The 24,952-nt window shown below is 64.6% G+C and carries 24 protein-coding genes; 5 read left to right on the plus strand and 19 right to left on the minus strand.

What is annotated here, in order from left to right:
• Positions 1-351: 351 nt before the first annotated feature.
• The 16 genes from ISS97_RS05205 to flgB all read right to left on the minus strand — a co-directional run bounded on the left by ISS97_RS05205 (position 352) and on the right by flgB (position 15,545).
• On the minus strand, positions 352-909 hold the full coding sequence (locus ISS97_RS05205; RefSeq protein ID WP_379986016.1) for a PilZ domain-containing protein: 558 nt from the start codon (positions 907-909) through the stop codon (positions 352-354).
• 135 nt (positions 910-1,044) lie between these two features.
• Entirely contained in the window at positions 1,045-1,347 is a 303-nt protein-coding gene (gene fliT / locus ISS97_RS05210) for a flagellar protein FliT (protein ID WP_379986018.1), read from the minus strand.
• Positions 1,344-1,760 carry a flagellar export chaperone FliS gene (fliS, locus tag ISS97_RS05215; RefSeq protein ID WP_379986019.1) on the minus strand — a complete coding sequence of 139 codons (417 nt, stop codon included), beginning with the start codon at positions 1,758-1,760 and terminating at the stop codon, positions 1,344-1,346. The genes fliT and fliS overlap by 4 nt, the downstream gene beginning before the upstream one ends.
• 15 nt (positions 1,761-1,775) lie before the next feature.
• Positions 1,776-3,164, minus strand: coding sequence for a flagellar filament capping protein FliD (gene fliD / locus ISS97_RS05220; RefSeq protein ID WP_379986020.1), 1,389 nt, complete (start codon positions 3,162-3,164; stop codon positions 1,776-1,778).
• A gap of 62 nt (positions 3,165-3,226) precedes the next feature.
• On the minus strand, positions 3,227-4,357 hold the full coding sequence (locus ISS97_RS05225; RefSeq protein ID WP_379986021.1) for a flagellin: 1,131 nt from the start codon (positions 4,355-4,357) through the stop codon (positions 3,227-3,229).
• 227 nt (positions 4,358-4,584) lie between these two features.
• A complete protein-coding gene (flgL, locus tag ISS97_RS05230) occupies positions 4,585-5,775 on the minus strand; it encodes a flagellar hook-associated protein FlgL (protein WP_379986023.1) in 1,191 nt (396 codons plus the stop codon).
• Between the two features lie 11 nt (positions 5,776-5,786).
• A complete protein-coding gene (flgK, locus tag ISS97_RS05235; protein WP_379986025.1) occupies positions 5,787-7,664 on the minus strand; it encodes a flagellar hook-associated protein FlgK in 1,878 nt (625 codons plus the stop codon).
• 78 nt (positions 7,665-7,742) lie between these two features.
• A complete protein-coding gene (gene flgJ / locus ISS97_RS05240) occupies positions 7,743-8,735 on the minus strand; it encodes a flagellar assembly peptidoglycan hydrolase FlgJ (protein WP_379986027.1) in 993 nt (330 codons plus the stop codon).
• A gap of 1 nt (position 8,736) precedes the next feature.
• The gene (locus ISS97_RS05245) at positions 8,737-9,855 is read right to left on the minus strand and encodes a flagellar basal body P-ring protein FlgI (RefSeq protein ID WP_379986029.1); all 1,119 of its coding nucleotides are present in this window, start codon (positions 9,853-9,855) and stop codon (positions 8,737-8,739) included.
• A gap of 380 nt (positions 9,856-10,235) precedes the next feature.
• Positions 10,236-10,913 (minus strand): flagellar basal body L-ring protein FlgH, encoded by a 678-nt coding sequence (flgH, locus tag ISS97_RS05250; RefSeq protein ID WP_379986170.1) that lies wholly within the window; start codon positions 10,911-10,913, stop codon positions 10,236-10,238.
• Positions 10,914-10,927: 14 nt separating this feature from the next.
• Positions 10,928-11,713, minus strand: coding sequence for a flagellar basal-body rod protein FlgG (flgG, locus tag ISS97_RS05255; RefSeq protein ID WP_379986030.1), 786 nt, complete (start codon positions 11,711-11,713; stop codon positions 10,928-10,930).
• Positions 11,714-11,766: 53 nt separating this feature from the next.
• The gene (gene flgF, locus ISS97_RS05260) at positions 11,767-12,507 is read right to left on the minus strand and encodes a flagellar basal-body rod protein FlgF (protein WP_379986031.1); all 741 of its coding nucleotides are present in this window, start codon (positions 12,505-12,507) and stop codon (positions 11,767-11,769) included.
• 22 nt (positions 12,508-12,529) lie between these two features.
• Entirely contained in the window at positions 12,530-13,750 is a 1,221-nt protein-coding gene (gene flgE / locus ISS97_RS05265) for a flagellar hook protein FlgE (RefSeq protein ID WP_379986032.1), read from the minus strand.
• Between the two features lie 295 nt (positions 13,751-14,045).
• Positions 14,046-14,699: a flagellar hook assembly protein FlgD gene (locus ISS97_RS05270; RefSeq protein ID WP_379986034.1), complete on the minus strand. Its 654-nt coding sequence runs from the start codon at positions 14,697-14,699 to the stop codon at positions 14,046-14,048.
• Between the two features lie 25 nt (positions 14,700-14,724).
• A complete protein-coding gene (flgC, locus tag ISS97_RS05275; protein ID WP_379986036.1) occupies positions 14,725-15,144 on the minus strand; it encodes a flagellar basal body rod protein FlgC in 420 nt (139 codons plus the stop codon).
• On the minus strand, positions 15,144-15,545 hold the full coding sequence (gene flgB / locus ISS97_RS05280) for a flagellar basal body rod protein FlgB (protein WP_379986038.1): 402 nt from the start codon (positions 15,543-15,545) through the stop codon (positions 15,144-15,146). Before flgB ends, flgC begins: the two co-directional genes overlap by 1 nt.
• Positions 15,546-16,358: 813 nt before the next feature.
• On the opposite strand from flgB, the gene ISS97_RS05285 reads away from it, so the two are divergent.
• From ISS97_RS05285 to ISS97_RS05305, 5 genes are all read left to right on the plus strand, one after another.
• Complete coding sequence (locus ISS97_RS05285; RefSeq protein ID WP_379986039.1) at positions 16,359-17,669, plus strand: methyl-accepting chemotaxis protein; 1,311 nt, start codon at positions 16,359-16,361, stop codon at positions 17,667-17,669.
• Complete coding sequence (gene flgA / locus ISS97_RS05290; RefSeq protein WP_379986041.1) at positions 17,666-18,355, plus strand: flagellar basal body P-ring formation chaperone FlgA; 690 nt, start codon at positions 17,666-17,668, stop codon at positions 18,353-18,355. The genes ISS97_RS05285 and flgA overlap by 4 nt, the downstream gene beginning before the upstream one ends.
• A gap of 91 nt (positions 18,356-18,446) precedes the next feature.
• A complete protein-coding gene (gene flgM, locus ISS97_RS05295; protein ID WP_379986043.1) occupies positions 18,447-18,758 on the plus strand; it encodes a flagellar biosynthesis anti-sigma factor FlgM in 312 nt (103 codons plus the stop codon).
• Positions 18,755-19,198, plus strand: coding sequence for a flagellar export chaperone FlgN (gene flgN, locus ISS97_RS05300; protein ID WP_379986045.1), 444 nt, complete (start codon positions 18,755-18,757; stop codon positions 19,196-19,198). The genes flgM and flgN overlap by 4 nt, the downstream gene beginning before the upstream one ends.
• Positions 19,199-19,408: 210 nt before the next feature.
• Entirely contained in the window at positions 19,409-20,674 is a 1,266-nt protein-coding gene (locus tag ISS97_RS05305) for an EAL and HDOD domain-containing protein (protein ID WP_379986047.1), read from the plus strand.
• 441 nt (positions 20,675-21,115) lie between these two features.
• Here ISS97_RS05305 and ISS97_RS05310 read toward each other — a convergent pair whose 3' ends face one another.
• The 3 genes from ISS97_RS05310 to ggt all read right to left on the minus strand — a co-directional run bounded on the left by ISS97_RS05310 (position 21,116) and on the right by ggt (position 24,903).
• Positions 21,116-22,144 (minus strand): TMEM43 family protein, encoded by a 1,029-nt coding sequence (locus tag ISS97_RS05310; protein WP_379986049.1) that lies wholly within the window; start codon positions 22,142-22,144, stop codon positions 21,116-21,118.
• A complete protein-coding gene (locus ISS97_RS05315; RefSeq protein ID WP_379986051.1) occupies positions 22,141-22,995 on the minus strand; it encodes an MBL fold metallo-hydrolase in 855 nt (284 codons plus the stop codon). Before ISS97_RS05315 ends, ISS97_RS05310 begins: the two co-directional genes overlap by 4 nt.
• Before the next feature lie 168 nt (positions 22,996-23,163).
• A complete protein-coding gene (gene ggt / locus ISS97_RS05320; RefSeq protein WP_379986052.1) occupies positions 23,164-24,903 on the minus strand; it encodes a gamma-glutamyltransferase in 1,740 nt (579 codons plus the stop codon).
• Positions 24,904-24,952 lie beyond the last annotated feature (49 nt).

The following is a 24,952-nucleotide window of genomic DNA, read 5'->3' on the forward strand; positions in this document are numbered from 1 at the left end:
CCCCCTGCTATGGCGCGTGTCCGGATTTCCGTCCCGGATCACTTGCGCGTATCGCGTCAACGCTTCGTCGCTGACGTCGCATGGCATAACGCAAGATCGAGGCCAACGATGTGTCGACGAAACGGCACACCCAGGGGATGGGGTCGGTTTTCCGTCCCGCCGCGTCGACAAAAAGCGGGCATTTGACGTCGACAAGGTGCCGCAAGCTCTTGAGCGACGGGGGTTAAATGAACCTGAGCTGACGGGCGCCAGAACTGTGCCAGCGCACAGAACAACTGTCGGCTGCGTCAAAAACCAAACGGACTGGCTTCCGGTTTTGTGAGGGCAGTCACATTCGAAAAACCAAGCCAGTCACGCCTGCGAAGCGTGCCCTTGGCGGGTGACTGCCACTCTGCGTCGGTGTTGACGAAAAACCATACGTTCCAGCCCTTCGCGCAGGGCATCGGAGATAGTTTCGAATAAAACGAACTGGCTGCCGTCATCAAAACGGCGCTGTACGCACGCCGGCAACTCCAGCGGCAAGCTGGGGCAAGCGTCAAAACGGAGGCGCAACAACAAAGTGTCGCCAGCCACCGCCAGCGCCGACGGCAACACGGCGCCCATGGCGTTGAAACGCAGGGCGTGGCGCGGCCGTACCAGAGCATCCGGTATCAATACGTGGTTGATGATGTGGATCAGCGCGGTGAGCTTGGCGTCCATCCGCGCCACTTCCTGCATCAGCGGGCTGTCGTCGTCGAGGGGCTCGGCGCGGCGCTCTTCCAGCACCGCCATCATGGTCAGCGCGGAGAGATTGCGCTCGGCGTAGCCGGTGGCGATGCGCTCGTCCAGCGGCAGCGCCAATGGCTCGGCCTCGGCCAGCCAGTCGCCTTCGCAGGCCAGCAGTTGTTGGAATTCGTCCCAGGCATTCATTGGATGTCCCCCTCGTACAACGACATGGCCTTGCCGCCCCGGCGACGGAGGCGGCAAGTATCAGGGACGGATAGCGAGGGCGCGAGAACCAGACCTTGCATGAACCAGGAAGCGCCGCCAGCCTGCGCCCTCTTTCTATGAATCTATCGCTCCCAGGCTGGCAGCGTAGGCCGCAATAGCCTGCGATCGCCCCTGGGCCTGTTGCCAATCCAGCGCCACTTTATCGCGTGCTCGCTCCACTTCCTCGCACAACTGACGGTTGCAGGCGATCAGCGTACGCAGGATGGGTTCGTCGCGCTCGCCTGACTGGAAGGCTTGCGCCAGCAGATCTTCACGCTCCTGCTGCAGCCGCGCGAAACTGTCCCAGTCCGCCCCAGCGGCGGTTTCCATCATGGACCGGCTGAGCGAAACCGCGCGTTCGAGCAGCGTTGCGGTCATGTAGGGTCCTGCGCCGGCTGCGGGCGGCGCGCGTCGAGCGGGATCATTGCCCAGCTGTTGCGCAGTTGCTGCAGCAGGCCGGTGACTTCGTCGAGCACGCGCGGGTCGTTATGCAGGCTGGCATGCAACAGGCGGCGGCTCATGTAGTCGTACAGCGCGTTGAGCTGGGGAACCAGCGGGGTCTCGACCTTGGGATCGAGGCTGCCCTGCAGTTCGCCGATGATGTCGATGCAACGCGAGATCAGCTCGCCCTTGGCGGCCACTTCGCCGCGCACCATATGGCCGCGCGCCTTGACTAGGCGCTCGATGGCGCCGTCCATCAGCATAGTGATCAGGCCATGCGCATCGGCCGTTTCCACTGAACCGTGCGAACGCACTTGCTGGTAGGCGCCAGCGCCGTATCCGAATCCCATGGTCTGGCTCCTCGCTTACTTGCTGCTCTTGGTGAGTGCGTCGAACTGCTGGGTCAAATAGCTGCCGGTGTTGTTGAGCTTGGTCACCAGGGTGTCCAGCGCCGTGAACTGCTTGGTGTACTGCGCGGTGAGCGCATCCATGCGGGCGTTGAGGTCGTCCTGGCGCGTACTCAGGTCCCTGAGCTGCTTGTTGAGGTTGGCGGTGCGCGTGGTCAGCACGCCACTGCTGGCGGTCCAGTCGGTGAGCGGGCTGTTGAGCTTGGTCGCCATGCCATTGGCGCCGGCGAACAGGCCGCTGACCTTGGTGCCGCCGTCGCTCAGCGCCGTCGACAACGCGCCGGTGTCGAGCTTGAGCGTGCCGTCGATCTGCAGGGTGACGCCGATGGAGTTCAGCATGGCGCCATTGCCGCCGGGCCCGCTGATCATCGACGACAGCGTGCTCTTGATGCTGTTGAGCGTGGCATCACCGATCAATGGGCCGGTATTGGCGCCGGACGGGTCGTAGGCCGTGAGCTGCTGGTATACGCCGACGAAGTTGTTGTACGCGGTGACGAAGTTGCCCACCGCGGTGGACGCCGCCGAACTGTCGTTGCTGACGGAAAGCGTGGCCGTGCCCTGCTTCCACAGGCTCAACGTGATGCCGTCGATAGCCCCGGTCACGGTATTGCTGGCGCTGGTGGCGGCCATGCCGTCGATGGTGAATTTCGCGTCCTGCGCGGCGTTCACCACCGACATACCGTTGCTGCTGGCGGCCGGACTGTAATTGAGCGCCGCCAGGCCGCCGTCGCCGCCGCTGCTGCTCACCGTGAAGGCGTTGGCCTGGCCGGTGGCGGTGCTGCTGAGCACCAGGTGCGCGCCGTCCGAGCCGGTGACGATGGTGGCGGAGACGCCGGGGTTGTTGCTGTTCTTGTTGATCGCATCGCGGATCTGCGACAGCGAAGCGCCGTCGCTGCCGATATCGATGCTCATCGACTTGCTGCCGACACCGATGGTCAACGTGCCGGTGCCGACTTTGGCGTCGCTGCTGGCCACGCCGGCCGACTGCACCTTCAACGCGGTCGCCAGCTGCGACACGTTGATGTTGTAGCTGCCGCTCATTGCGCCGGTGGTCGAGCTGACACTGAACACGCTGGCGTCGCTGGTCGCGGCCTTGCGGGTCTGGAAGGCGGTGCCGTCGCTCAGGCCCTTCAGCGCGGTCTGCAGTGCCGACAGTGCCGAGCTGACCTGGCCCAGTGCGGAAATCTGTGTCTTGGCCGTATTGGCCTGCGAGGTGATCTGGTTCTGCAGCGGCGCTTTCTTCGCCGCCACCAGCTGAGTGACCATGTCCGCCAGCGGCAATCCCGAACCGCTGCCGAGCGAGCTGAGAGTGCCGCCCGAAGAAGTGGAAGTGGTGGTGATCGCCATGGTCGCTGGATTTCCTTATGAAAAGGGACGGCCGCGTTTCAGGCGCGGCCGTCCGCCGGGAGTTACTGCAGGAGCTTGAGCACGCTCTGCTGGCTGGAGTTGGCCTGGGCCAGCACCGACACGCCGGCCTGCTGCAGGATGTTCGCGCTCGACATGTTCGCGGTTTCCGAAGCGAAGTCGGCGTCCTGGATCTGGCTGCGCGACGAGTTCAGGTTCTGCGAAATGGTCTGCAGGTTGGAAATGGTGGACTGGAAGCGGTTCTGCACGGCACCCAAGTTGGAACGCAGGTCGCTCACCGACTGCAGCGCGGCATCCACGCGACGGATCGCGTCGTTGGCGCCGGACACCGTGCCGACCGAAGCGTCGGACAGGTGCTTGGCGTCGAGCGCGTGAGTGGCCTTGTCAGCCGCGGCGAAACCGAGCGCGGTGGCGGCAGAAGCGTCCACGTCGGCGCCGAACGCCTGGATGCTGATCTTGCCGGTGGCGTCAGCGGAAGCCTGGGCGTCGACGCCCTGATCCTTGAAGCCGGCGTTCAGGGCATCCGTCACGTCGTTGGCGGTGTTGAACACCGTGCCGCTCTTCAGCGTGATGTTGGTGGTGCCGATCTTGACGGTCTGGTCAGCCGCCAGGGTCAGCGGGTAGGTCGGAGCCGTGCCGCTCGCGGTGACGGCGGCGGTATCGACCTGGCCGACCTGGTTGGTCTTCATGCCGACGCTGAAGTTGACGCTGATGGTCTCGCCGACGTTGGCGCCGACCTGGAAGGCGACCGAACCGGCGCTGCCGTCCAGCACCTTGGTGCCGTTGAAGTTGGTCTGCTGGGCGATACGGGTCACTTCAGCCAGACGCTGCTGCACTTCCTTATCCAGCGCGGCGCGGTCGGTGGTGGAGTTGGAACCGGTGGCGGACTGCACGGCCAGCTCGCGGATGCGCTGCAAGTTGTTGGTGACCTCGTCCAGCGCGGATTCGGTGGTTTGCGCCATCGAGATACCGTCGTTGGCGTTGCGCACCGCCTGGTTCAGGCCGTTGATCTGGGTGGTGAAGCGGGTGGAGATGGCGAGGCCGGCGGCGTCGTCCTTAGCGCTGTTGATGCGCATACCGGAGGACAGGCGCTCGATGGCGGTGCTCAGTTTGCTCTGCGTCTTGGCCAGGTTGTTCTGGGCATTCAGCGAGCTGATGTTGGTGGTGACGCTCATGACCATGGGAGTTACTCCGTTTCGGGTCTGAAAGCCGACATGGGCCGGCGGTTGATGTCAGCGGGCATTCCTGCTGGAACATCGCCGCCTCAGTGACTGTTTCGACCCTTCATGCGGAAACTTGAATGCCCTTGATTAAATGTTTTAGTGATGTCATGCGCATAACGGTTAATGACGGCCTTCGCCATCCGTCATCCCGGCGAAGGCCGGAATGACGGTCAAGAGCCCTACCGCAAGTAATCAAACAGCGTGGAGCTCTGCACCTTCGTGTAGGTCATCTGCGCCGCCTGCAACGCGGTGTTCTGCAGATTCAACTTGCTGATGGCGTCGTAGTAGTCCAGGTCCTGCACATCCGACAGCGAACTCTGGTATTGCAGCGAGAGATCACCATTGAGCGACTGCTGCTGGTCCAGCGCATTCATGCGGCCGCCGATGGCGGCGCGTGTCTGCGTGATGGTGTCCATCGCCTGGTCGAGGTTAGAGAACTGCTGATTGAGCGTGTTCTGCATCGCCGTGCCGCCGCCGGTGGTCTGCAGCGCACTGATGATGTTGCCCAGCGTGGTGAAGATGTCCTGTTGACCGGACGGCGCGACGTTGAAACCGTCGCCCGCCGCTGGCGTGCCAGTGATGCCGATCTGCACGCCGCGGAATGCGACGACCGAATTACCGTCGTTGGCATAGCTGCCGGTGCTCACCACGTTGTTGCCGGCATCGCGCACTTCATAGGCGTTGGGCGCGGTGAATTTGATGGTGTAGCTACCGTTGTCCCACTGCGTGCGGTCCGCCACGCTGATGCTGCCGCTCACGCCGGTGCCGGTGTTGCCTGCTGTCGCGGCGACCTGGAAGGTGCCGTTGCCAGTCGGGATGTTCATGAACACCGCGCTGCCCGGATCGCCAGTCGCCACCTGCATGCCGGGGCCGGCCGCGACCATGCGCTGACCGTTGTCGCCCTGGTAACTCACTGCACCGCCTTGCATGGAGAACGGCTGCGCACCGGTCTGGTTGCCGGCGAACAGATAATCACCATTGCCGTCCTTTCCGTTAGCCAGGCCCATCAACTGCTGGCGGATCTGGGTCAGCTCGGCGGCGATATCGCCGCGTGTCTGATCGGTCTGCGAACCGGTAATGCCCTGCAGCACCAGCGTGCGCACGCGGGTCAGCGCATCGGTGGAGGTGGACAGCGCCTGATCCTCGATGCCGAGGCGCGCGTTCGCGCTGGTGATGTTGCGCTGGTACTGCGTCACGTCGGCCGTCATATGACTCAGCTCCAGCGCGCGCGCGGCGCCCACCGGATCGTCGGACGGTTGGTTGATGCGCTTGCCGCTGTTGATGCGGTTCTGCAGGTCGGCAAGGCTCGACTGCCCGTCCATCATGCTGTTGACGGACTGCTGGGCCATCCAGCTGGTTGAGACTCTCATGGACGCGCTCCTCAGCCGTGTACCGCGCTAAGCAGCGCGCTGAAAATTTGGTTGGCGGTGGAGATCACCTGAGCCGAGGCTTGATACGCCTGCTGATAGCGCACCAAGCTGGCCGCCTCTTCGTCGATGTTCACGCCGGATACGCCCTGCTGGGTTTGCAACGCCTGCTGATACACCGAGTTCTGCGTGGTCAACGCGTCCTTCGCCAGCGAACCCGCGCTGCCCACCTGGCTGGTGAGCTGGCCATAGGCGCGGCCGACGCTGGTGTTGCCGCTGTCGAGTACGCCGAGATTCGCCACCTTGCCCAGGTTCAATGCGTTGGCGTTGTCGCCGCGCGCATTGCTGTTGGCCTTGACGGTGAAGCTGTCGTTCGCCGCTGGCGCGCCGCTGAGGTTGAGGCTCCAGCCGTTGGCGCTGATCGGCTGCCCCGGCGTGTAGGTCTGCGCCGCGCCGCCGTTGATGGTGTAAGTGGTCGGCGAAGTGAACACGATATTGGCGCTGCCAAGCAGCCCCGCATTCGATGGATCGGTAACGCTGATGCCGCCAACCGCCCCGCTGCCGGTATTGCCGGAACCCTTCGCGGCGACCAGCGGTGCGGCGGCGGCGATCTTGTTCGGATCGGTGATCGCGGTATTGAAGCCCGCCGCGGCGGCGCTGGTCGGCTGGATACGGAAGCTGTCGCCCGCACTGGCCGCACCGCCGACGACGAAGCTCAGGCCATCGGCCTTGAACGGATCGGCCGACGTGCCGGTGCCCGTCATCGCGACGCTATTGCCCGCGGTATCGCTCAGGCTCCACGCGCTGCCGTCGTACTTCAGCACATAGTCCTTGGTGGTGAGTGCGCCCACGTTGGTGATGCTGGCACTGACCGTGCCGCTGCCCTGATTGGCCGCGTTGCCCAGCACCTGCGGCGCACCCACGTTGAAGAAGGTGCCGCCCATGGCGCCGTTGAGATCCATGCCCTGCGCGTGTTGCGCATTGAAGGCGCTCGCCATCGCCACCGCCGCGCGGCCCAGCTGGTTCTGCGCGGGATCAAGCACGTTGCTGCGGAAATCAAGCAAGGCACCGAGCGTGCCGCCGCCGATCTGGCCGGTGAGCACCATGCCGCTATCTTTGGCGACGACTTCCAGCTTGCTCGGGTCGTAAGCGTTCGGCGCCGTGCTCAGCGCATAAGAGTTCGCACCATTGACCAACGCCTGGCCGTTGCCCACGAACACGCTGACAGTGTGATCGTTCTGCGGCACCACGGTGACGCCGACTTCGCTGGAGATTTTCTTCACCAGCGCGTCGCGCTGGTCGAGCAGATCCGAAGGCTCGCCCTTGCCGCTGGCATAGGCGGTGCGGATCTGATCGTTGAGTTTGGCGATCGACTGGCTGTCGCTGTTGATCGAATTCACCGTGTCGCCAAGCTGGCGCTGCACCTGCGCACCGAGCTGGTTGAACTGGCTGGACAGCGACTGGAAAGTGCTGCTCAACGCATTGGCGCGTGCCAGCAATACCCCGCGCGACGAAGCGTCGGAAGGCGTGTTGGCGACATCGCCCAAAGCCCCGTAGAACGCGTCCAGCGAGGTCTGCAGGTTGGTGCTGCCGGAAAGCTGGTTGTTCAACTGCGCTGTGAGGCTTTGATAGGCAGCGGCGCGCCCCTGGTCTGAAGCGGCCGTCCACAAGGCGGTGTTGAGGTACTGGCTATACGCGCGCTGCACCGCCGCCGTGTTGACACCGGTGCCGACATAGAAGTTGCCCAGCGCCTGCGCCGGCCGCGCATTGAACTGCACCAGCTGGCGGCTATAGCCATCCGTGTTGACGTTGGCCACGTTGTGGCTGACGGTGCTGAGTCCGATCTGCGAGGCGAGCAGGCCGGAAACGCCCGTGGAAAGCAGGTCAGCCATGGCGTGGGGTCCTTGCTAGGGGGGAACGGGGAATAGGGAATGGGGAACGGGGAAAGCAGGGTGCGTTCGCGTGTAGGCTCATATACCGCCCTCCGTTCCCTGCTCCCTATTCCCCGTTCCCCGATCCCCCTGTGACGGCAGTCCGTCGGCCGACTTGAGCGAGGCGAGCGCCTGCTTCATTTCCGGGCTATTGGCGATGGATTCCAGCTTCCTGGCGTAGCCCGGATCGGTGGCATAACCGCCACGCGCGAGTGCATGCGCAAAACCGCGGATGTCCTCGCCACGCCCGAGCGCCGCCGAATAGCGCGGGTTATTGGCGATCACCTGCGCGTAATCCTGGAAGGAATCGCTGGGCGAATCGTAGGCGCGGAACTGATCGCGCTTGCGCACGGCCACGCCGTTCTCGTACTCGAGCGTTGGCACGCTGACCTTGTCGCCATCCCAGCTACTGCCGGCCTTCATGCCGAACAGATTGTTGCTGCTGGTGCCGTTGCCATGACTGGGCAGATGCTTGCCCCAGCCGGTTTCCAGCGCGGCCTGCGCCAATAGCGCGCGCACGGAGACGCCGAGCTTCTCCGCCGCGGCCTGCGCATGCGGCGCCAGCGCCTGCACGAAACTCACCGCATCGCCGCTGCCCGGTACGAACTGACTGACTTTGCCCGCCGCATTCGCCGCGCTACGTGACAGTTGCTCCAGCGTGTCGCGCCAGGCCGACGGGCTGCTGGCATCGACACCGGCCGCCGCACTGTTGTCCTTGCCGCCCAATTGACGCATCAGCATCTGCGCAATGCCGATACCGTGCCCGCTGTTGGACAGGCTCAACGACAGCTGATGATCGAACAGATCGCGATAGGCATTGCCCTGCTCGCTGTCGCCCATGCCGTCGCCCGGGCTGGCTTCGCGCATCGACTTCAACATCATCTGCGTAAAGATCGCTTCGAACTGGCGCGCAACCGCCGGCAGAGCCGCCTTGCCGCCGTCGCCCTGCGCCTGCGCACGCAGCTGCTGGAACCCGGACAGCTCGGTCCAGGTACCCAGTGAGCCGGCAGCGGAGGGATCGCCGACGGCCATGTCAGATCACCACCAGTTCGGCGTGCAATGCGCCGGCCTGTTTCAATGCTTGCAGGATGGAAATCAGATCCGTCGGCGATGCGCCCACCTGGTTCACCGCGCGCACGATCGCATCCAGACTCACGCCCGGACCGAACTTGAACATATGCGCGCCGTCTTCGCTGACCTGCACCGTGCTGCTCGGCACCACCGCCGTCTGTCCGCCGCGACTGAACGGGGCCGGCTGACTCACCTGCGGCTGCTCGGTAATCGTCACCTGGATCGAGCCGTGCGCTACCGCCGCCGCACTGACCTTGACCTCCGAGCCGATTACCACCGTGCCCGTGCGCGAATTCACCACCACACGGGCCGGTGCATCGCCCGGCGTCACATCCAGACCCTGGATCGCGCCTAGCCACGACACCCGCTGCGAAGGATCCACCGGACCGCGCACCGCCACCGAACCACCATCCAGCGCCTGCGCCGTGCCCACACCGTAAGCACGGTTCACCGCGTCGGCGATGCGCGCGGCCGTAGTGAAATCCGGCGTATTGAGGTTGAGCACCAGGTCGCCGCCGCGATCGAACGACGAAGGCACACTGCGCTCCACCGTCGCACCGTTCGGCACACGCCCGCTGGCCGAGATATTCACCTGCACACTCGATCCGCTCTTGCCCTGCGCACTGATGCCGCCGACCACCACACTGCCCTGCGCCATCGCATAGACATTGCCATCCGCACCCTTCAGCGGCGTCATCAACAACTGCCCGCCACGGATACTCTTGGCATTACCGATCGACGCCACCGTCACATCAATCGCCTGCCCCGGCTTCGCAAACGGCGGCAAATCCGCCGTCACCGTCACCGCCGCCGCATTCTTCAACTGCGGCCGTGCATTCGCCGGCACCGTAATGCCGAACTGCTGCAGCATGTTCTCCAGGCTCTGCGTGGTGAACGGCGCTTGCGTCGTCTGATCGCCGCTGCCATCCAGACCCACCACTAGGCCGTAGCCGATGAGTTGATTCGTGCGTACACCGGCGACCTGCGCGAGATCGCGGATTTTGTCGGCGTGGACAGGAGTAGTGATGAAACCGGCAGCCGCAAACAGCACAGCTACGACAGATATAGCGTTGAGTCGCATAGTGCGTACCCGATGTAAAAATATGTGAGCGGCGACGAGGAACGGACGGTCAGAAACTGAAGAAACCATCCCGACATCTGACACTGGAAGATGCGAAGCTACGAAGCACACCGCCTGCTCGTCAGGCCATTTCTCTTTGGTTACTTTCTCTTTGGGCCAGCAAAGAGAAAGTGACCCGGACCGCGGCAGCGGTTCGGAAGCCCGCGGCAGGCGAGCCCGGTCGCGATAACGCGACAACCGAGCGATAACGCCACTGGATTCCGGCCTGCGCCGGAATGACGAAGTAGGAAGCGGAGTCGCGAGCACCCACCCCTCACCCCAGCCCTCTCCCCAAAGGGGAGAGGGAGAAGTGCAACTCAAAGTTGCCAACCCCCCATCCATCAGTACGGCATCCACTTGGAACTGAAGAACCGCGACAACCACCCCTGCGTATTCGCATCCGCCAGCGACCCGCGCCCGGTATAGGCAATCCGCGCATCTGCCACCCGCGTCGACGGCACACTGTTGTCCTGCCCGATGTCCTGCGGCCGCACGATGCCGGAGATACGCACCAGCTCCTGCCCCTGATTGATAGTCAGCCACTTCTCGCCGCGCACCAGCAGGTTGCCGTTGGAAAGACGGCGCGCCACGGTGACGGTGATCTGGCCGGTGAGCTGGTTGCTCTGGCTGCTGTTGCCGCTGCCGTCGAAGCTGCGGTCGCCGTTGGTGCCGAAGGTGACGGGCTTGCCATTGAGCGTGACGGACTGGCCGAGCAAGGTCGGCGCACCGATATTGGTCTTGTCTTTCTTGCTGGTGCTGGTGGTGGCCTTCTTGCTGGCCTGGGTGCTTTCCACCAGCGCAATGGTGAGGATGTCGCCGACACGATGCGCGCGCGGATCGTTGAACAGCTCCATGCCCTGCGCTTCGTGATAGATCGCGCCGTCGGCAGGCGGCGCGGATTCCGGCTCCTGCGGCGGTGTGGCGGCGAAAGCGCCGTCGTCGCGCGGCGGCACCATGGCGCAACCGCCAAGACCGGCCATGGCCAGCAGGATAAGGAGCAGACGCGCGCAGCGGTACATCGACATGATCGTGCTCAGGTCTTGTTGGTGAGGAACTGCAGCATCGAATCCGCGGCGGAGATCGCCTTGGAATTCATCTCGTAGGTGCGCTGTGTTTCGATCATGTCCACCATCTGCTCGACCACGTTGACGTTCGAGCTTTCCAGCGAACCCTGCGCCACGGTGCCTAGGCCGTTGAGGCCAGGCTGGCCGATCTGCGGCGCGCCGCTGGAGGCGGTTTCGAGATAGAGGTTGTCGCCGTTCGGCTGCAGGCCCGCGGGATTGATGAAGTCGGCGAGCTGCACGGTGCCGATCTGCTGCGGCGCGGCCTGGCCCGGCACGGTGGCGCTCACGGTGCCATCGGTGCCGATGGTGACGCTCTGCGCGTTCTGTGGAATCACGATGGCCGGATCCAGCGCGTAACCCGCCGCCGTCACCATCTGGCCGTTCTGGTCCAGATGCAGTGAGCCGTCGCGCGTGTAGGCGATGGTGCCGTCGGGCATGGTCACTTGCAGGAAGCCGCGCCCTTGCACGGCGAGGTCGAGCGAGTTGCCGGTCTGCTGGATATTGCCCTGAGTGAACAGCTTCTCGCTGCCGACCACGCGCACACCGGTGCCGAGCATCAAGCCCGACGGCGCCTGTGTCTGTTCGGTGGTCTGGCCACCGGGCTGGCGCACGTTCTGGTAGATCAGATCCTGGAACGATGCGCGCGCGCTCTTGAAGCCGGTGGTGTTGGCATTGGCGAGATTGTTGGAGACCACGTCCATGCGCGTCTGCTGCGCATCGAGACCGGTCTTGGCAACCCACAGGGATGAAAACATGCTTGTTCTCCGCTAGGCCGTGCGCGTGGCGCAGGCCGCAATGAATGGTTGGATCAGCCCACTTGCAGCAGGCGCGAGGCCGACTGCGCGTTGTCGTCGGCGGTACGGATGGCGCGCACTTGCAACTCGTACTGGCGTGACAGCTGGATCATCTGCACCAGGGTCTGCGACGGATTCACGTTGCTCGACTCCAGTGCGCCGGATTTGATCGTGACCGCGGGATCCGCTTGCGCAACGCCGCCGCCGTTGAGATGCATCAGGCCGTCGTTGCCGAGCTGCAGCTGATCCGGCGCCGGATTCACCAGCTTCAACTTGCCAACCACCGACAAGGTGTCCGGGCCCTGCCCCATCGGCACCACCGATACGGTGCCGTCGGCGCCGATGTTGATCTGCGAACTCTGCGGAATGGTGAGCTGGCCGCCGTCGCCCATCACTGGATTGCCGCGCGCATCGGTAAGCAGGCCGTCCGCGGTGAGCTGCAGCTGACCGGCGCGCGTGTAGCCCTCGCTGCCATCCGCCGACTGCACCGCGAGCCAGCCATCGCCCTGCACCGCCACATCGAGTGGACGCCCGGTGTCGACCTGCGCACCACTGCGCAAGTCCCAACCGGTGCCCTGGGCGACGCCATTGATGCGCGTCGCCAGGCCGGCGCCCTGCACTTGTAGCGGCTGGAACGCCGACATCTGCGCCTTGAAGCCGACGGTGTCGGCGTTGGCCAGGTTGTGCGCCACTTCGGTTTGCGCACGCATCATCTGCGTGGCGCCGGTCATGGCTACATAGATCGAGCGGTCCATGGGCTACCTCAGTGCGGAAGCGTCAATTACGGATGTTGATGATGGTCTGGGTGAGCTTGTCGTCGGTGGAGATCACCTGCGCGTTCGCCTGGTAGTTGCGCTGCGCCTTGATCATGTTCACCAGCTGCGCGGTGAGGTCGGAGGTGTTGGAAGCCTCCAGCGCGCCGGACTGCACATTGCCGAAGGTGCCGTTGCCGCCGGCACCCATCACCGCCGTACCGGAGTCGAACGACGCGGCCCAGTTGGTGTTGTCGAGCTGGCGCAGACCCTGCTGGTTGGCGAAGTTGGCGAGCGCGAGCTGGCCCAGCGCCTGCGACTGGCCGTTGGAATACTTGGCCTGCACGATGCCGTCGCTGGAGACGTCGATGCTGGACAGCGTGCCGGTGGGGTAACCGTCCTGACTGATCGAGGTCACCGCGTAGTTGTTGCCGAACTGCGTGGCCTTGGTCACATCCAGGTTGATCTGCAACGGATTGGAACCTGGGTTGGCGGTGATCGCCGGGAAGGTCAGCTTGCCGCCGGCCGGCGTCGCCAGCGCGCCACTGCTGTTGAAGCTCAGCTGCTGCACGGCGCCGGTGTCGGTGCCGTCGATATACAGATGCGCGTCCCAGGTATTGGCGGCCGCGTTGCGCACGAAGTACACCGTGCCGTTGTGCGTGGCGCCGAGCGAGTCGTACGCGGTGAACGGCGTGGACTGGTTGAAACTGGTGGCGTCGGTGGGGCTGAACGCTTTGGCCGGCGGCGTGGCGTTGGATGGCAGGTTCAACGCGAGCTGTACGTTGTTGGTGGCCTTGGCCGCGTTCTGCGAAGTGATCAGGCGTAGGTCGGCCAGCGTGCTGTTGTCGAAGCCACCGGCGGCATTCGGCGGAAACACCTGCAGGTTCTGGCCAGCGCTGTTCACCACATAACCGTTGGCGTCCTGGCGGAACGCACCGGCGCGCGTGTACGACAGGCCCTTGCCGTCCTTCAGCGTGAAGAAGCCGTCGCCGCTGATGGCGAAGTCCAGGCTGTTATTGGTGTTCTCGATATTGCCGGCGGTGAACTGCTGCGCCACGTTGGTGAGGCGCACGCCGCTGCCGATCTGGGTGGAGCTGAGATTCTTGCCGGCCACGCTGTACAGCTCGGCGAATTCAGCGCGCGAGCCTTTGAAGCCGGTAGTGGAAGTATTGGCGATGTTGTTGGCGGTGACTTCGAGATCCGAAGAAGCCGCCTTGAGGCCGCTCAATGCGATGTTGAATGCCATGGTGTTCCCCTGTCTGTGGAGCCTGTTCAATATCCCCGCGTAGCCCGCGTTTCGTCGCTAGGCGCGCCAGGTAGTGGGGCGTGGCGCAGCGCCTGACTGGTGGTCAGGCCAAGCCGCGCACCGCTGCCTGGCGCGCCTAGCGACGAAACCCTCCGGGCCGGGTCTGTTTGCCCGCAGGGCCGCGTCATCACTCGGTTGTGTACGGACGTACACGCCCTCGTTCTTCCTTGCCCTGCGTGCAAACAGATCCCGGCGCGGGCCACGCGGGGATATTGAACAGGCTCCCTTGAGACGCTTAGTTGACGCGCGCGACCTGTGCGAGCAGGACGCCACCGAAACCGTTCACTTGCAGATAGGCGCCTTGATCGGTGCCCGCCATGCCCACGCTGCCGACCTTGCCGGTGACATAGGTCTGCACCGCCGTGGTGCCCACCTGCGCCTTCAGGCCGTAGGTGCCCATGGGCAACGGCTGACCGTCGTCGCCCAGGCCATCCCAATGGAAATCCGCCAGGCCCACGTCCGGCGTGCCCAGGCCAATGGTGCGTACCACCTTGCCGGCGCTGTCGACGATCTGCACCGATGCAGTCTGGCCCGCGTCGGACACATTGATCGCGCCATCCAGCCCGGCACTGCTTTCCAGCTTGGCCGCGCTCGACGGCACGGTGACCTCGCACCCCACCAGGTTGCTCGCCTGCAACAACTGATTGCCCTGCATCGCCGTGCTGAGGCTGTTAAATGAGGTCTGCAGCGCCTGTGTCGCCGATACCTGACTGATCTGCGCCAACTGGCTGACCATCTGCGATGAGTCCATCGGCTGGGTCGGATCCTGGTTGCGCATCTGCTGGATCAGCAGGCTGAGGAAATCCGCCTGACTCAGCGAATTGCTCTTGCTCTTCTGCGTCCCCTGCGATGCGGCGGAGTTGGTGTTGTTGATCGATATGTCGGCCATGGCGGCTGCCTTGCGTGTGCGTGCCTTACTTGCCCAGATCCAGCGTCTTCTGCATCAGCTGGCGTGTGCTGTTCATCACCTCGACGTTGTTCTGATATGAACGCGAGGCGGAAATCATGTTGACCAGTTCATCCACCGGGTTGACGTTGCTGGCGTAGACATAGCCATCGCCATCGGCGAGCGGATTGCCTGGCTCGTAGCGGCTCTCCACCGCTGCCTGGCTCTCGGTGACACCGAGCACTTGCACGCCCTGCGTACCTTCCTCGCCCTTCACCGCGAGACCGCGCTGCACCGTGGCGAACAACGGCTCCTTCGCGCGATACGCCGCATCCGACGAACTGGCCACGCTGTCCGCGTTGGCGATATTGCTGGCGACCGTATTGAGTCGCAGCGACTGCGCCGCCATACCCGAACCGGCCACATCGAAAATCTTGAACAACGACATCAGCCCTGCCCTCCTGTGATCGCCGTGCGCAACATGCGGATCTGCGCCGTGATGAAAGAAAGACTTGCCTGGTAATGCACGCTGTTCGCCGCGAAGCTCGACTGCTCCACCTGCGCATCCACCGTGTTGCCATCCATGCTCGGCTGCATCGGCACCCGATAAGCGAGCTGATCCGCCGCCTGCGTCGACGCATCGATATGCCCCGGCGTCGTCGCCGCCATCGCCAGCTTGTCCGGCGTACCGCCCGCATCCGCCAGCGCCTTGCGGAAATCCACATCGCGCGCGAGATATCCCGGCGTATCCGCATTCGCCAGATTGCTCGCCAACACCTCCGCCCGCTTCTGCCAGAGGCCAAGCGCCTGCGTATGCATACCGAACAAGTTGTCGTTGATCTGACTCATCGCAAACTCCACACGGCAACGGCCGCAGGTGCGATGTGGCAAATTGCATGCCAGTAGTGCGCGAAGCGTTGTGGGGACTGGGTTTGCGGGATTTGGTGAAGCGCGTTGTCACTACAGGAGACGGAATTCCGACGCGCGGAAATCAGGTTCGCGTCAATTGTCGGGCTGCTCTTGCTCCCTCCCCTGCTAGCAGGGGAGGGTTGGGGAGGGGTGAGTACTTGAGAAAGCGTATCGGGAGAGGTTTTCTCGAGGGCTTACCCCCTCCCAACCTCCCCCTGCGAGCAGGGGGAGGAGAAAAGGCGCGCCTGGCTCTGACTCAACCCCAATCAGTTCCGGAGGAGCGGAGCAAGAAGCGAAGCCATCCAGATGTCTGGCACTGGAAGATGCGTAGCTACAGAGCACACCGCCTGCTCTGCGGCCATTTCTCTTTGGTTACTTTCTCTTTACTCCGGGCATCCATGCCCTCCGCCCTTCGGGCCAGCTGCGCTGTTCGCACCCGCTCCTGCGGATGCGTGGGCCAGCAAAGAGAAAGTAACTCGGGCGCCGGCAGGCGTCCGACATGCCCGCTGCATAAGCGGCCAGGGCACGCAGTCGCAACAGTCGGGCGATAACGCCACTGGATCCCTGCCTACGCAGGGATGACGAAGTAGGAAGGAATAGCACAAGGGCCAAACCCTCTCCCAGAAGGAAGGGAGACAAAGCGCGCTCCGCAAGGAGAGAAGAAAAATGGCTGGCATGCGCCTTGCTTCCTCAAGTTTCGCCACATCCCGACGATCACCCCCGGGACCCAAACAAAAAAGGACCGCCCCTCCCATGCCCCTGATCCAAAGCAAACACCTCGCCGCGCTGGCGCAAGCCGCCGCCGACGGCGATGCCGATCAGGTCGCGCGCCTTTCGCGGGAACATCCACGCCTCGCCCAGGCGCTCGCGCCGTTGTTTGCCAGATTGGCGCCGCGCGAACCGGCGGCCATCGCATTGCAGGCGGTGGAGCAGCAGAGTCTGGTGATGGGCACCGCGCAGACCTTGTTGCGCGCGCAGGAGGCGTTGAACAAGGCTACGGGCGAGGCTCGCGATAGCGTCGGTCGCTTGACGGAGCATGGCGCCGGGATCTCGACGGCCCTGCAGCAAGCCTCGGGCGAGGTCGCACAGGCTTGCGAGCACACACGGCGTGGCGCGGATACGGTCAATGAACTGGACGGCCAGCTGCGCCTGCTGCGCAGTGCGCTGTCGGCGATGAACCGCAACCAGAGCAAGCTGGCCGAACAGGTGGCGCAGATCCGCAAGCTCACCTCGACCGTGCAGGACATTGCGCATCAGACCAACCTGGTGGCCTTGAACGCCGCTATCGAAGCGGCACGTGCCGGTGAAGCCGGGCGCGGCTTCTCCATCGTCGCGGATGAAGTGAAGCAATTGGCGGAGAAGACTACCCAGGCCACCGACGAGATCGAGGCCGTCACCAGTTCGATCGGCGAGTTCTCGCAGCAGCTCGATGGCGATGTGCGCCAGGGTGTGCAGCGCCTGGAGCGCGCGCAGAATCGTATCGATCACACCGTCGCCACGCTGGGCCAGGGCGACGAGGCGCTGCGCGGTATCGCGTCGCGCGTGCAGGCGGTGCAGCAAGGTTGTGATGCGCAGAGCGCGCGTATCGCCGCGGCGCAGGCCATGCTCGGCGCGCTGCAGCGACGCAGCGGCGAGGCGATACGCCAGTCCGAATCGCTGGACCGCGCGGCAGTGCTGTCACATCGGCTGTGTCTGGGCTGGCTCGATCATGCCGACGCGCCTTCCACCGCCAGCCTGAGCCTGAGCCTGCGCGAATCCATCCAGGGATTGCGCCAGGCGATGGAGCTGGCACTGCACGAACCGGCGGCGCTCGATCGCCGCTGGTTCGACACCAGTGCGTTTCATCACGCGCTTGCGCATATCGGCGAGCAGCATGCCGCACATCCGGCGGCAGCAACCTTGCTGGAAGCCGGCCAGCGGCTGGGCGACCACGCCGACACTTTTGTGCGATTGCTCGGCGAAGGTCAGCTGGAACAGGCGGCACAGTTGCCTGACCGGGTGGAGCGCGAGCGCGAAGCCATCCATCAGCAGCTTGGTCAGTTGCTGGCACAGGCCGAGGCGTGAGGCGACGATCGTCCATCCCGTGGTGGATGCTGCCGCTGTTCGCGGCGGCGTCGGCGCATGCGGCATCCGCCGATGCGCTGCGGGGTACGGCGGAGAGCTGGCTGCGCCAGCATTTCGAGCAGGCCGGCGATCGCGTGGTGGTACAGGCCGATGCCTTGAGCGAACGTGTGCAGCCACCGGCCTGCCCGCAAGCCTGGCAGGCCAGCCTGCCCGATAACGCGCGCCCCGCGCCGCGATTGAGCGTGGAGCTGCGCTGCCCGTCGACGGGTTCGCGGATGCAGATACCCGTGCGGCTTCAGTTGTTTCGCAATGTGCTGGTCACGACGCGCCCGCTGCAGCGCGGCGATGGCATCACCGCAACGGACGTACATGCCGAAGAACGCGATATCACGCGGCTTGGCTATGGTTACATCGATCAGCTCGACCAGGTGTCTGGCCGGCTGCTGTCGCGCCCGCTGGGCGCCGGCAGCGTGCTGACACCCGGTGCGCTTGGCGGCCGGCAGGCTGTGCGCGCGGGCGACCGGGTTCAGTTGATCGCGCGCCTGGACGGGATCGAAGTGCGCACCAGCGGCGTGGCCCTGGGCGGCGGCGATACCGGCGCCCGCCTGCGCGTGCGCAACGACAGCTCCGGCCGCACCATCGACGCCACGGTGCGCGACGCCGGGGTAGTGGAGGCGCTGCCCTGATGAATGCCATTCTTGCTTCCGCATCTAAAGTTCTGCCACCCGTCGCCGATAAGCTGGCTGAAGGGTCAAAAACCCACTGGGACACGTACTTATGAACACCACGATTACCTCCAACGGTTTGCCGGTACTGCCGCAGCCCAAGGGCAACCAGGGCACGGCGGCGCAGCCGGCCACCGGCACCACCGAAGCCGCTCCGGCGGCCGCGGCGGACGACAGCGTGAAGCTCACCGACTCCGCTCGCGCCCTGCACGAAGCGGCCAAGGGCGGCGTGGACTCCGGCATCGACACCAAGCGCGTCGAGCAGGTGCGCCAGGCGCTGGCCAACGGCAGCTACAAGATCGACGCCGGCCGCATCGCCGATGGCCTGCTCTCGCTCGAAGGCCAGATCAGCGGCAAGCCATGAACCACGGCCTGCACGCCGAGATGGAAAGCGCCGTGGCCGCTGTGATCGGCGACATGCGCGAAGCCGTCACCCAGCTCGCTGCCGCGCTTGCCGCGGAACGCAGCGCGCTGGAGCAGGCGGACGCGGAGGCGCTGCATCTCGCTGGCACGGCCAAGCAGGCACAGATGGAACGGCTGGAACAACTCGATGGCGAACGCGTGCAACTGCTGCGCGCCATCGCCGCCCCGGCGCCCGCGCAAAGCGCGGCCTGGAGCGAAGTGGTCGCGGCACTGGCCGATTGCCAGCGCGCCAATCAATACAACGGACAGGTCGTTGGGCAGCGCCTGCGTCAGGTGCGCCAGGCTTTGTCCGTACTGACCGGTGGCAGCGAATCGACCCTGTACGGCCCGGCCGGCACGCTGCGTACCGATCACCGCCAGCAATCGCTGGCAGAAGCTTAAAGACATCACGTAGGAGCCCACCCTGTGGGCGACGCAGGGCCAGTTTTCGTCCGAGCCGTTGTAGAGCGCGGCCCTGGCGGGCCGTTTCGCCCACAGGGTGGGCTCCTACGCCAAGCGGTACAGCAGTAGCACTGGCCCTGTCGCTTTGCGGCGTCAGGCGATTCATACGAGCGGCACCCCATGCGCCCTCCCTGGCCCGATGAAGTATCCATGACCGATACCGCTGTTGAAGCCGCCCGTGCCGCCGCCAATGCCGCGGCCTCCGCCGTCAGCGCGCCGCTGCCGCTGCTGCGCGTTCCGATGCTGGATCGTGATCGCCAGTTGATGGCCTACGAACTGCTGTTGCAGCACGGCGAGGAAGAAGAGTCCGCGCTCGCCCACCGCATGCTGTCGATCATCATCGACGGCTCGGTGACGCAATGGGCGCGTGGCAACCGCGTATTCCTGAGCCTGCCGCGCGATCTGGTGCTGGAACAGGCCGACCAGGTGCTGCGCCATCCGCGCATCGGTCTGGTGATACAGCCCGACGCGATCCACGACGACCTGCTGATGGAACGCCTGCGCCAACTCTCCGCGCGCGGCTGTGCCCTGCTGCTCGATCTCGACGATGTCGGCACGTTGGAAAGCAATGAAGTGCTGCGCGTGCTGGATCTGGTGCGCTACGTACGCCTTGACGCCAGCCGACTCAAACCTGATGCATTGCGCGAGCGTTGCGAGACGTTGCATGCGCGTGGACTTCATGTGATCGCCGGCCACGTCAACGATCACGAAACCTGCGGCCACTGCATGTCCCTGCCGTTCGCCGCAGTGCAAGGCGCCTACCTGCTGCGCCCTGAAAAAGTCGACGTCCCCGTACTCACCGCTAACCGCCTCAGCGTGCTGCGCCTGCTGCGCGCGCTGGAAGAAGACGGCACCGGCCCGGTGGAACTCGGCCAGATCATCCGCAACGACGTGATCCTCAGCTACAAACTGCTTGGCTGCGTGAACTCGGCTTATTTCTCATTGCCGCGCCAGCTCAAGTCCGTGGAACAGGCCGCGATCTTCTTCGGCCTCACCCGCATGCGCAACTGGATCAGCACCATGGCCCTGAGCGGCATGGACGACCGCCCACCCGAACTCCTGCGCGCCGCCCTGATCCGCGCCCACATGTGCGAACAACTCGCCCAGCACCTCCCGCGCGAGCAACGCGAGATGGCCTTCACCACCGGCCTCTTCTCCCTGCTCGAAAGCCTGATGTGCGCACCGATGGAACTACTGCTCCAACACCTCCCCCTCGCCCCCGAAATCCGCAGCGCCCTGCTCGAACAACAAGGCCCCTTCGCCCCCATCCTCGAACAAGTGCAACGCTGGGAAGCCGGCGAACTGCGTGGCGGCGAAACCCAGCCCCAGCACATCCGGCGCATGGCCACCGCGTATCTGGAAGCGATCCGCTGGGCCGACCATGTGCATTCGTTTGCGGAGCAGCGGCCGCATTGAGCGGCCATGTGGCAGCGCAGCTCGAGCGCGCTGTCTTGGCTTAGCGCGCATTCGATGACGCTGTAGAAGCGCGATCCCGAGCACCCGCCCCTCACCCCAACCCTCTCTCCGGAGGGGAGAGGGAGATGTTGCGCGGCGCCAAGGAACGGACCATCAGGCGCGAAGAAAAACCGTCCCACCGTCTAGCACTGGAAAATGCGTGGCTACGAAGCACGCCGCCTGCTTTCAGGCCATTTCTCTTTGGTTACTTTCTCTTTGGGCCAGCAAAGAGAAAGTAACTCGGGCGCCGGCAGGCGTCCGAAATGCCCGCTGCATAAGCGGCCAGCGCACGCAGTCGCAACAATCGGGCGATAACGCCACTGGACCCCTGCCTGCGCAGGGGTGACGAAGTAGGAAGGGCGTCGCAAGAGCCAGCCCCTCTCCCGAAGGGAGAACAACAAATCAGTCAGCGCGCGCGTGCACCCGCCACACAACAAGCGCCAACCCCAACACCGCAAACACAAACCAAAACGCAGCGACCTGCAAATCCTTCCCCACCCACATCAGCCCACCAACGGCCCCGGCCACCAACAACCCGGCACCCAAAGCCATCGGCGCAATACGCCGCACCGACCACCGATCCCACAACAGCAGCAACGCACCAAACGCCGCCAACAACACGCCAAGCACACGCCGCGGCATGGCAAGCCCCGGCGGCTCGGGAACATCAGGCAGCACGTCGACCAAACGACGATCCCCCACCTGCACGTCATAACCCTTGCCGTCGGCCGCATCGCTCGCCGGCACCAGTTGCTGGCCGTCCAGACGCGCGAACACGGTGACCTGCTGCACCGGCAATGCCTCCCAGCTCACGCGCAGATCGCCCAGTCGCGGGTGATCTGGATTGGCGCTGGTGCTCATGTAATTGCCGTGCAGCGAAAAGCTCGCGGCGAGATTGGCGGGCAGCGCCTTGATGTCGGGCTCGATCAGCTCCCCACCAGGCAAAGCATGCATAAGCACGGGCGACAGCGCGTAACCGCCAACCTTGGCGAGACCGGCGTCGAACTGTTTGCCCTGGATCGGAAACGGACCGGGGTTGGCATGACCGGCGGGGCGCGCGAAACGGCTGGCGTCGATCGGACGGTCGACCCAATCCTGCTCGTAGTGCACGTCATCGCCGACGCGTATTTCGCGCCACTGGAACATTTCCACATGGCGGACCAGTACTGGCGTTTTCACGCGCAGGTTGAAGTCGGGGTCGAAAGGTTCTTCCACGACATCGACGGGACTGCTCACGCGCACCATGTAGCCGTGCTGGTCTGCCTGCGGCGAACTGCCAGTATCGATATCCAACACCTGGCCGCCATGTCGTTCCGCGGCGACGCGATGCTGGATGGCGGCCTGCTCGGTCATCGCGACCAGGCCGGCGCCGGCCAGCACCAGCAACGCGCCTGCGGCGCCAAAAGCAAGCTGACGAAGATTCATGTTCATGCGTGCACCAGCCCGGTGAGTTCGCGCTGTTCGTCGGCGGTGCCGTAACGGCCGCGCTCGTCGCGGATGACACGGGCCATCGCGCAGTCGTGGTCGTGAGTGAAGAACAGGCGCACGTCGCGGGCCAGCTTGTCGTCGAGGAAGGCGCGCTTCTCGTCGATCAGTTTTTCGGGCCAGCGGTCGTAGCCCATGGTGATCGGCAGATGCACCCAGAAGCGGCCCGGGATCAGATCAGCGCAGAACACCACGCCACCGACTTCGGCCAGCATCAGGCCAGGCGTATGGCCGTCCGAATAACTGAAGCGCACTGCACCGCCCAACGCCTTCGAATGCTCGCCTTCGACCAGTTCCAGCCGGCCGCTGTCGAGCAGCAACTGTTGCAGTTCGGGAATGAAGGATGCGCGGTCGCGCGGATGCGGATGCTCGGCACGACGCCAGTGCTCCGCGCCAACGACGTAGGTGGCCTTCGGAAACAGCAGGCGCGGCGGCTGGCCTTCCTGCCAGGCTGCGAGCAGGCCGCCGGCATGATCGAAGTGCAGATGCGACAGCACCACCACGTCGATGTCTTCGTGCGACACGCCGGCGGCGGCGAGGGAATCAAGCAGTACGTGGCGCTCTTCCACCACACCGTAGCGCTCGCGCAGCGCCGGCTCGAAGAAGGCGCCGATGCCGGTTTCGAACAACACGTTGCGGCCGTCCAGATCCTTCACCAGCAAGCAGCGGCAGGCTAGCGGGATGCGGTTCTGCGCATCGGGCGCGATCCAGCGTGACCACAACGCTTTAGGCGCGTTGCCAAACATGGCCCCGCCATCGAGCTGCTGCGAATTTCCGACCAACGACCAAAGCTTCATTAAAAAAAACCTCGCGTTGCCACGGATTCGCCGGGAGCGAATCCGGACGCCGTAGGCGGCCCCGCGCGTAGCGCGGGGTGAGGCCTATGGACGGGCCGAACAAACATGGCACCGCCGTCGAGTTGCTGCGAATTACCGATGATCGACCACAGCTGCATGCCGGACCTCTTATTGCACCTTGCCCAGACCCGACGGACGGCGCGGATCGCTGGCCGCGTCCAGGGTGCCACTCTTCAGGTCCCAGGTCACCACATTCATGTAGCCCCACGGCTCGCGCTGCTTCAAGGCGTGGCCCATGCGGGTGAGTTCGTCAGCGGTGGCCTTGTCGAACACGCCGTCTTCCATGTCCACGCGGTCGGGCATGAACTGATGATGGAAACGTTTCTGTCCGGCGATGCCCAGCGCGTTCTTGCCGTCGATGAAGGCAAAGATGCCCTCGAGTACCTGGGTGATGATGGTGGAGCCGCCGGGCGAGCCGATCACACCGATGCGGTCAGCACCGAACACGATGCTCGGCGTCATCGACGACAGCATGCGCTTGCCTGGCTCCGGCGCGTTCGCCTTGCTGCCGAGCAGGCCGTAGACGTTGGGCTTGTTCGGCACCAGCGCGAAGTCGTCCATCTCGTCGTTGAGCAATACACCGGTGCCCTGTGCCACGAAGGTGGAGCCGAGCGTGTAGTTCACCGTCAGCGTGATCGAAGCGATATTGCCTTCACCGTCGATGATAGAGAAATGCGTGGTGTGCATGCCCGGCTCGGCACCGGCGCTGGACGGCAGCATCGAGGACGGCGTGGCCTTGTCCATCAGGATGGTCTGGCGCAGGCCGTCGGCGTAGTAAGGCGACAGCAGCATGTCCAGCGGCATCTTCACGAAGTCGGGATCGCCGAGGTAATCGTTGTGATCGCGGAATGCGCGGCGCATGGCTTCGATGACGAGATGCATGCGATGCGCGGTGTCCATCTTGCTCAGATCGAAACCGGACAGGATGTTGAGGATCTCCGCCACGGCCACGCCACCGGAGGACGGGGGCGGCGCGGTGACGATGCGGTAGCCGCGGTAGTTCACCGTGATCGGCTCGCGCTCTTTCACTTGATAGCTTTCCAGATCCTTCGCGGTCCAGTTGCCGCCTGCGGCGCGCACGGACGACACCAGCTTCTGCGCCACTTCGCCGCGATAGAAACCGTCGAGACCTTTTTCGCCGAGCAGTTCCAGCGTGCGGGCCTGATCGGGATCGCGCCAGACTGCGCCCGCCACCGGCGGCTTGCCGTCCGGCAGGAACTTGGTGACAGAGGCCGGCCAGCGACCGATGTCCTTCTGGCGTTCGGTGATGGCGTTGATCAGACGGCTATCCGGCTCGAAGCCATCGCGCGCGATGCGCACCGCCGGAGCCAGCGCATCCTTCAGCGGCAACTTGCCGTAATGCTTGGACAGCCAGACCAGACCTGCCGGCTCGCCGGGGATGCCGGCCGAGAGCGGACCGTTGAGGGCGGTGTCGCGATTGGGTGTGCCGTCCTTGTTTAGGTAGTCCTTGACGTTCACCGCGGCCGGCGCGGTCTCGCGCGCGTCGATAAAGAACTGCTTACCGTCCCATGCGCGGTGAATCACCGCCATGAAGCCGCCGCCGATACCGGAGCTTTCCGGCTCGACCACCGACAACGTGGATGCGACCGCCACGGCGGCGTCGAAAGCGTTGCCGCCTTTGGAGAGCACTTCGAGGCCGGCTTCGGTGGCGTGGAAATTCGCACTGGCGATGGCGGCGCGGCCGGGCCCGCGCAGGGCGGTCGGGCCCTTATGCCCGGCGGTTTGCGTGGTGCGGGGATCGTCGGCGTAAGCAGCGCTGCTTGCAAGCAACAGACCGAGCAACAGAACACGGCCGTTCAGTGCCGGCCACTTCAACGGAAACCTCATGCGCAGGGACCCTCTGATCTATTCCACGTAGGCGGCATGATATCCAGAA

The sequence above is a fragment of the Dyella koreensis genome, from assembly GCF_044904565.1.
Lineage (GTDB): Bacteria > Pseudomonadota > Gammaproteobacteria > Xanthomonadales > Rhodanobacteraceae > Dyella_D > Dyella_D koreensis.

Coding starts and splice junctions, on each gene's coding strand:
- ISS97_RS05245 (WP_379986029.1), bottom strand. CDS start 9,855: ATGCGACTCAACGCTATATCTGTCGTAGCTGTGCTGTTTGCGGCTGCC.
- fliT (WP_379986018.1), bottom strand. CDS start 1,347: ATGACCGCAACGCTGCTCGAACGCGCGGTTTCGCTCAGCCGGTCCATG.
- fliD (WP_379986020.1), bottom strand. CDS start 3,164: ATGGCGATCACCACCACTTCCACTTCTTCGGGCGGCACTCTCAGCTCG.
- flgM (WP_379986043.1), top strand. CDS start 18,447: ATGAACACCACGATTACCTCCAACGGTTTGCCGGTACTGCCGCAGCCC.
- ISS97_RS05310 (WP_379986049.1), bottom strand. CDS start 22,144: ATGAACATGAATCTTCGTCAGCTTGCTTTTGGCGCCGCAGGCGCGTTG.
- flgC (WP_379986036.1), bottom strand. CDS start 15,144: ATGTCGTTGTTCAAGATTTTCGATGTGGCCGGTTCGGGTATGGCGGCG.
- flgB (WP_379986038.1), bottom strand. CDS start 15,545: ATGAGTCAGATCAACGACAACTTGTTCGGTATGCATACGCAGGCGCTT.
- flgK (WP_379986025.1), bottom strand. CDS start 7,664: ATGGCTGACCTGCTTTCCACGGGCGTTTCCGGCCTGCTCGCCTCGCAG.
- flgN (WP_379986045.1), top strand. CDS start 18,755: ATGAACCACGGCCTGCACGCCGAGATGGAAAGCGCCGTGGCCGCTGTG.
- ISS97_RS05315 (WP_379986051.1), bottom strand. CDS start 22,995: ATGAAGCTTTGGTCGTTGGTCGGAAATTCGCAGCAGCTCGATGGCGGG.
- ISS97_RS05205 (WP_379986016.1), bottom strand. CDS start 909: ATGAATGCCTGGGACGAATTCCAACAACTGCTGGCCTGCGAAGGCGAC.
- flgE (WP_379986032.1), bottom strand. CDS start 13,750: ATGGCATTCAACATCGCATTGAGCGGCCTCAAGGCGGCTTCTTCGGAT.
- ISS97_RS05270 (WP_379986034.1), bottom strand. CDS start 14,699: ATGGCCGACATATCGATCAACAACACCAACTCCGCCGCATCGCAGGGG.
- ISS97_RS05225 (WP_379986021.1), bottom strand. CDS start 4,357: ATGAGCGTCACCACCAACATCAGCTCGCTGAATGCCCAGAACAACCTG.
- flgJ (WP_379986027.1), bottom strand. CDS start 8,735: ATGGCCGTCGGCGATCCCTCCGCTGCCGGCTCACTGGGTACCTGGACC.
- ISS97_RS05285 (WP_379986039.1), top strand. CDS start 16,359: ATGCCCCTGATCCAAAGCAAACACCTCGCCGCGCTGGCGCAAGCCGCC.
- fliS (WP_379986019.1), bottom strand. CDS start 1,760: ATGGGATTCGGATACGGCGCTGGCGCCTACCAGCAAGTGCGTTCGCAC.
- flgH (WP_379986170.1), bottom strand. CDS start 10,913: ATGTACCGCTGCGCGCGTCTGCTCCTTATCCTGCTGGCCATGGCCGGT.
- ISS97_RS05305 (WP_379986047.1), top strand. CDS start 19,409: ATGACCGATACCGCTGTTGAAGCCGCCCGTGCCGCCGCCAATGCCGCG.
- flgG (WP_379986030.1), bottom strand. CDS start 11,713: ATGTTTTCATCCCTGTGGGTTGCCAAGACCGGTCTCGATGCGCAGCAG.
- flgF (WP_379986031.1), bottom strand. CDS start 12,507: ATGGACCGCTCGATCTATGTAGCCATGACCGGCGCCACGCAGATGATG.
- ggt (WP_379986052.1), bottom strand. CDS start 24,903: ATGAGGTTTCCGTTGAAGTGGCCGGCACTGAACGGCCGTGTTCTGTTG.
- flgL (WP_379986023.1), bottom strand. CDS start 5,775: ATGAGAGTCTCAACCAGCTGGATGGCCCAGCAGTCCGTCAACAGCATG.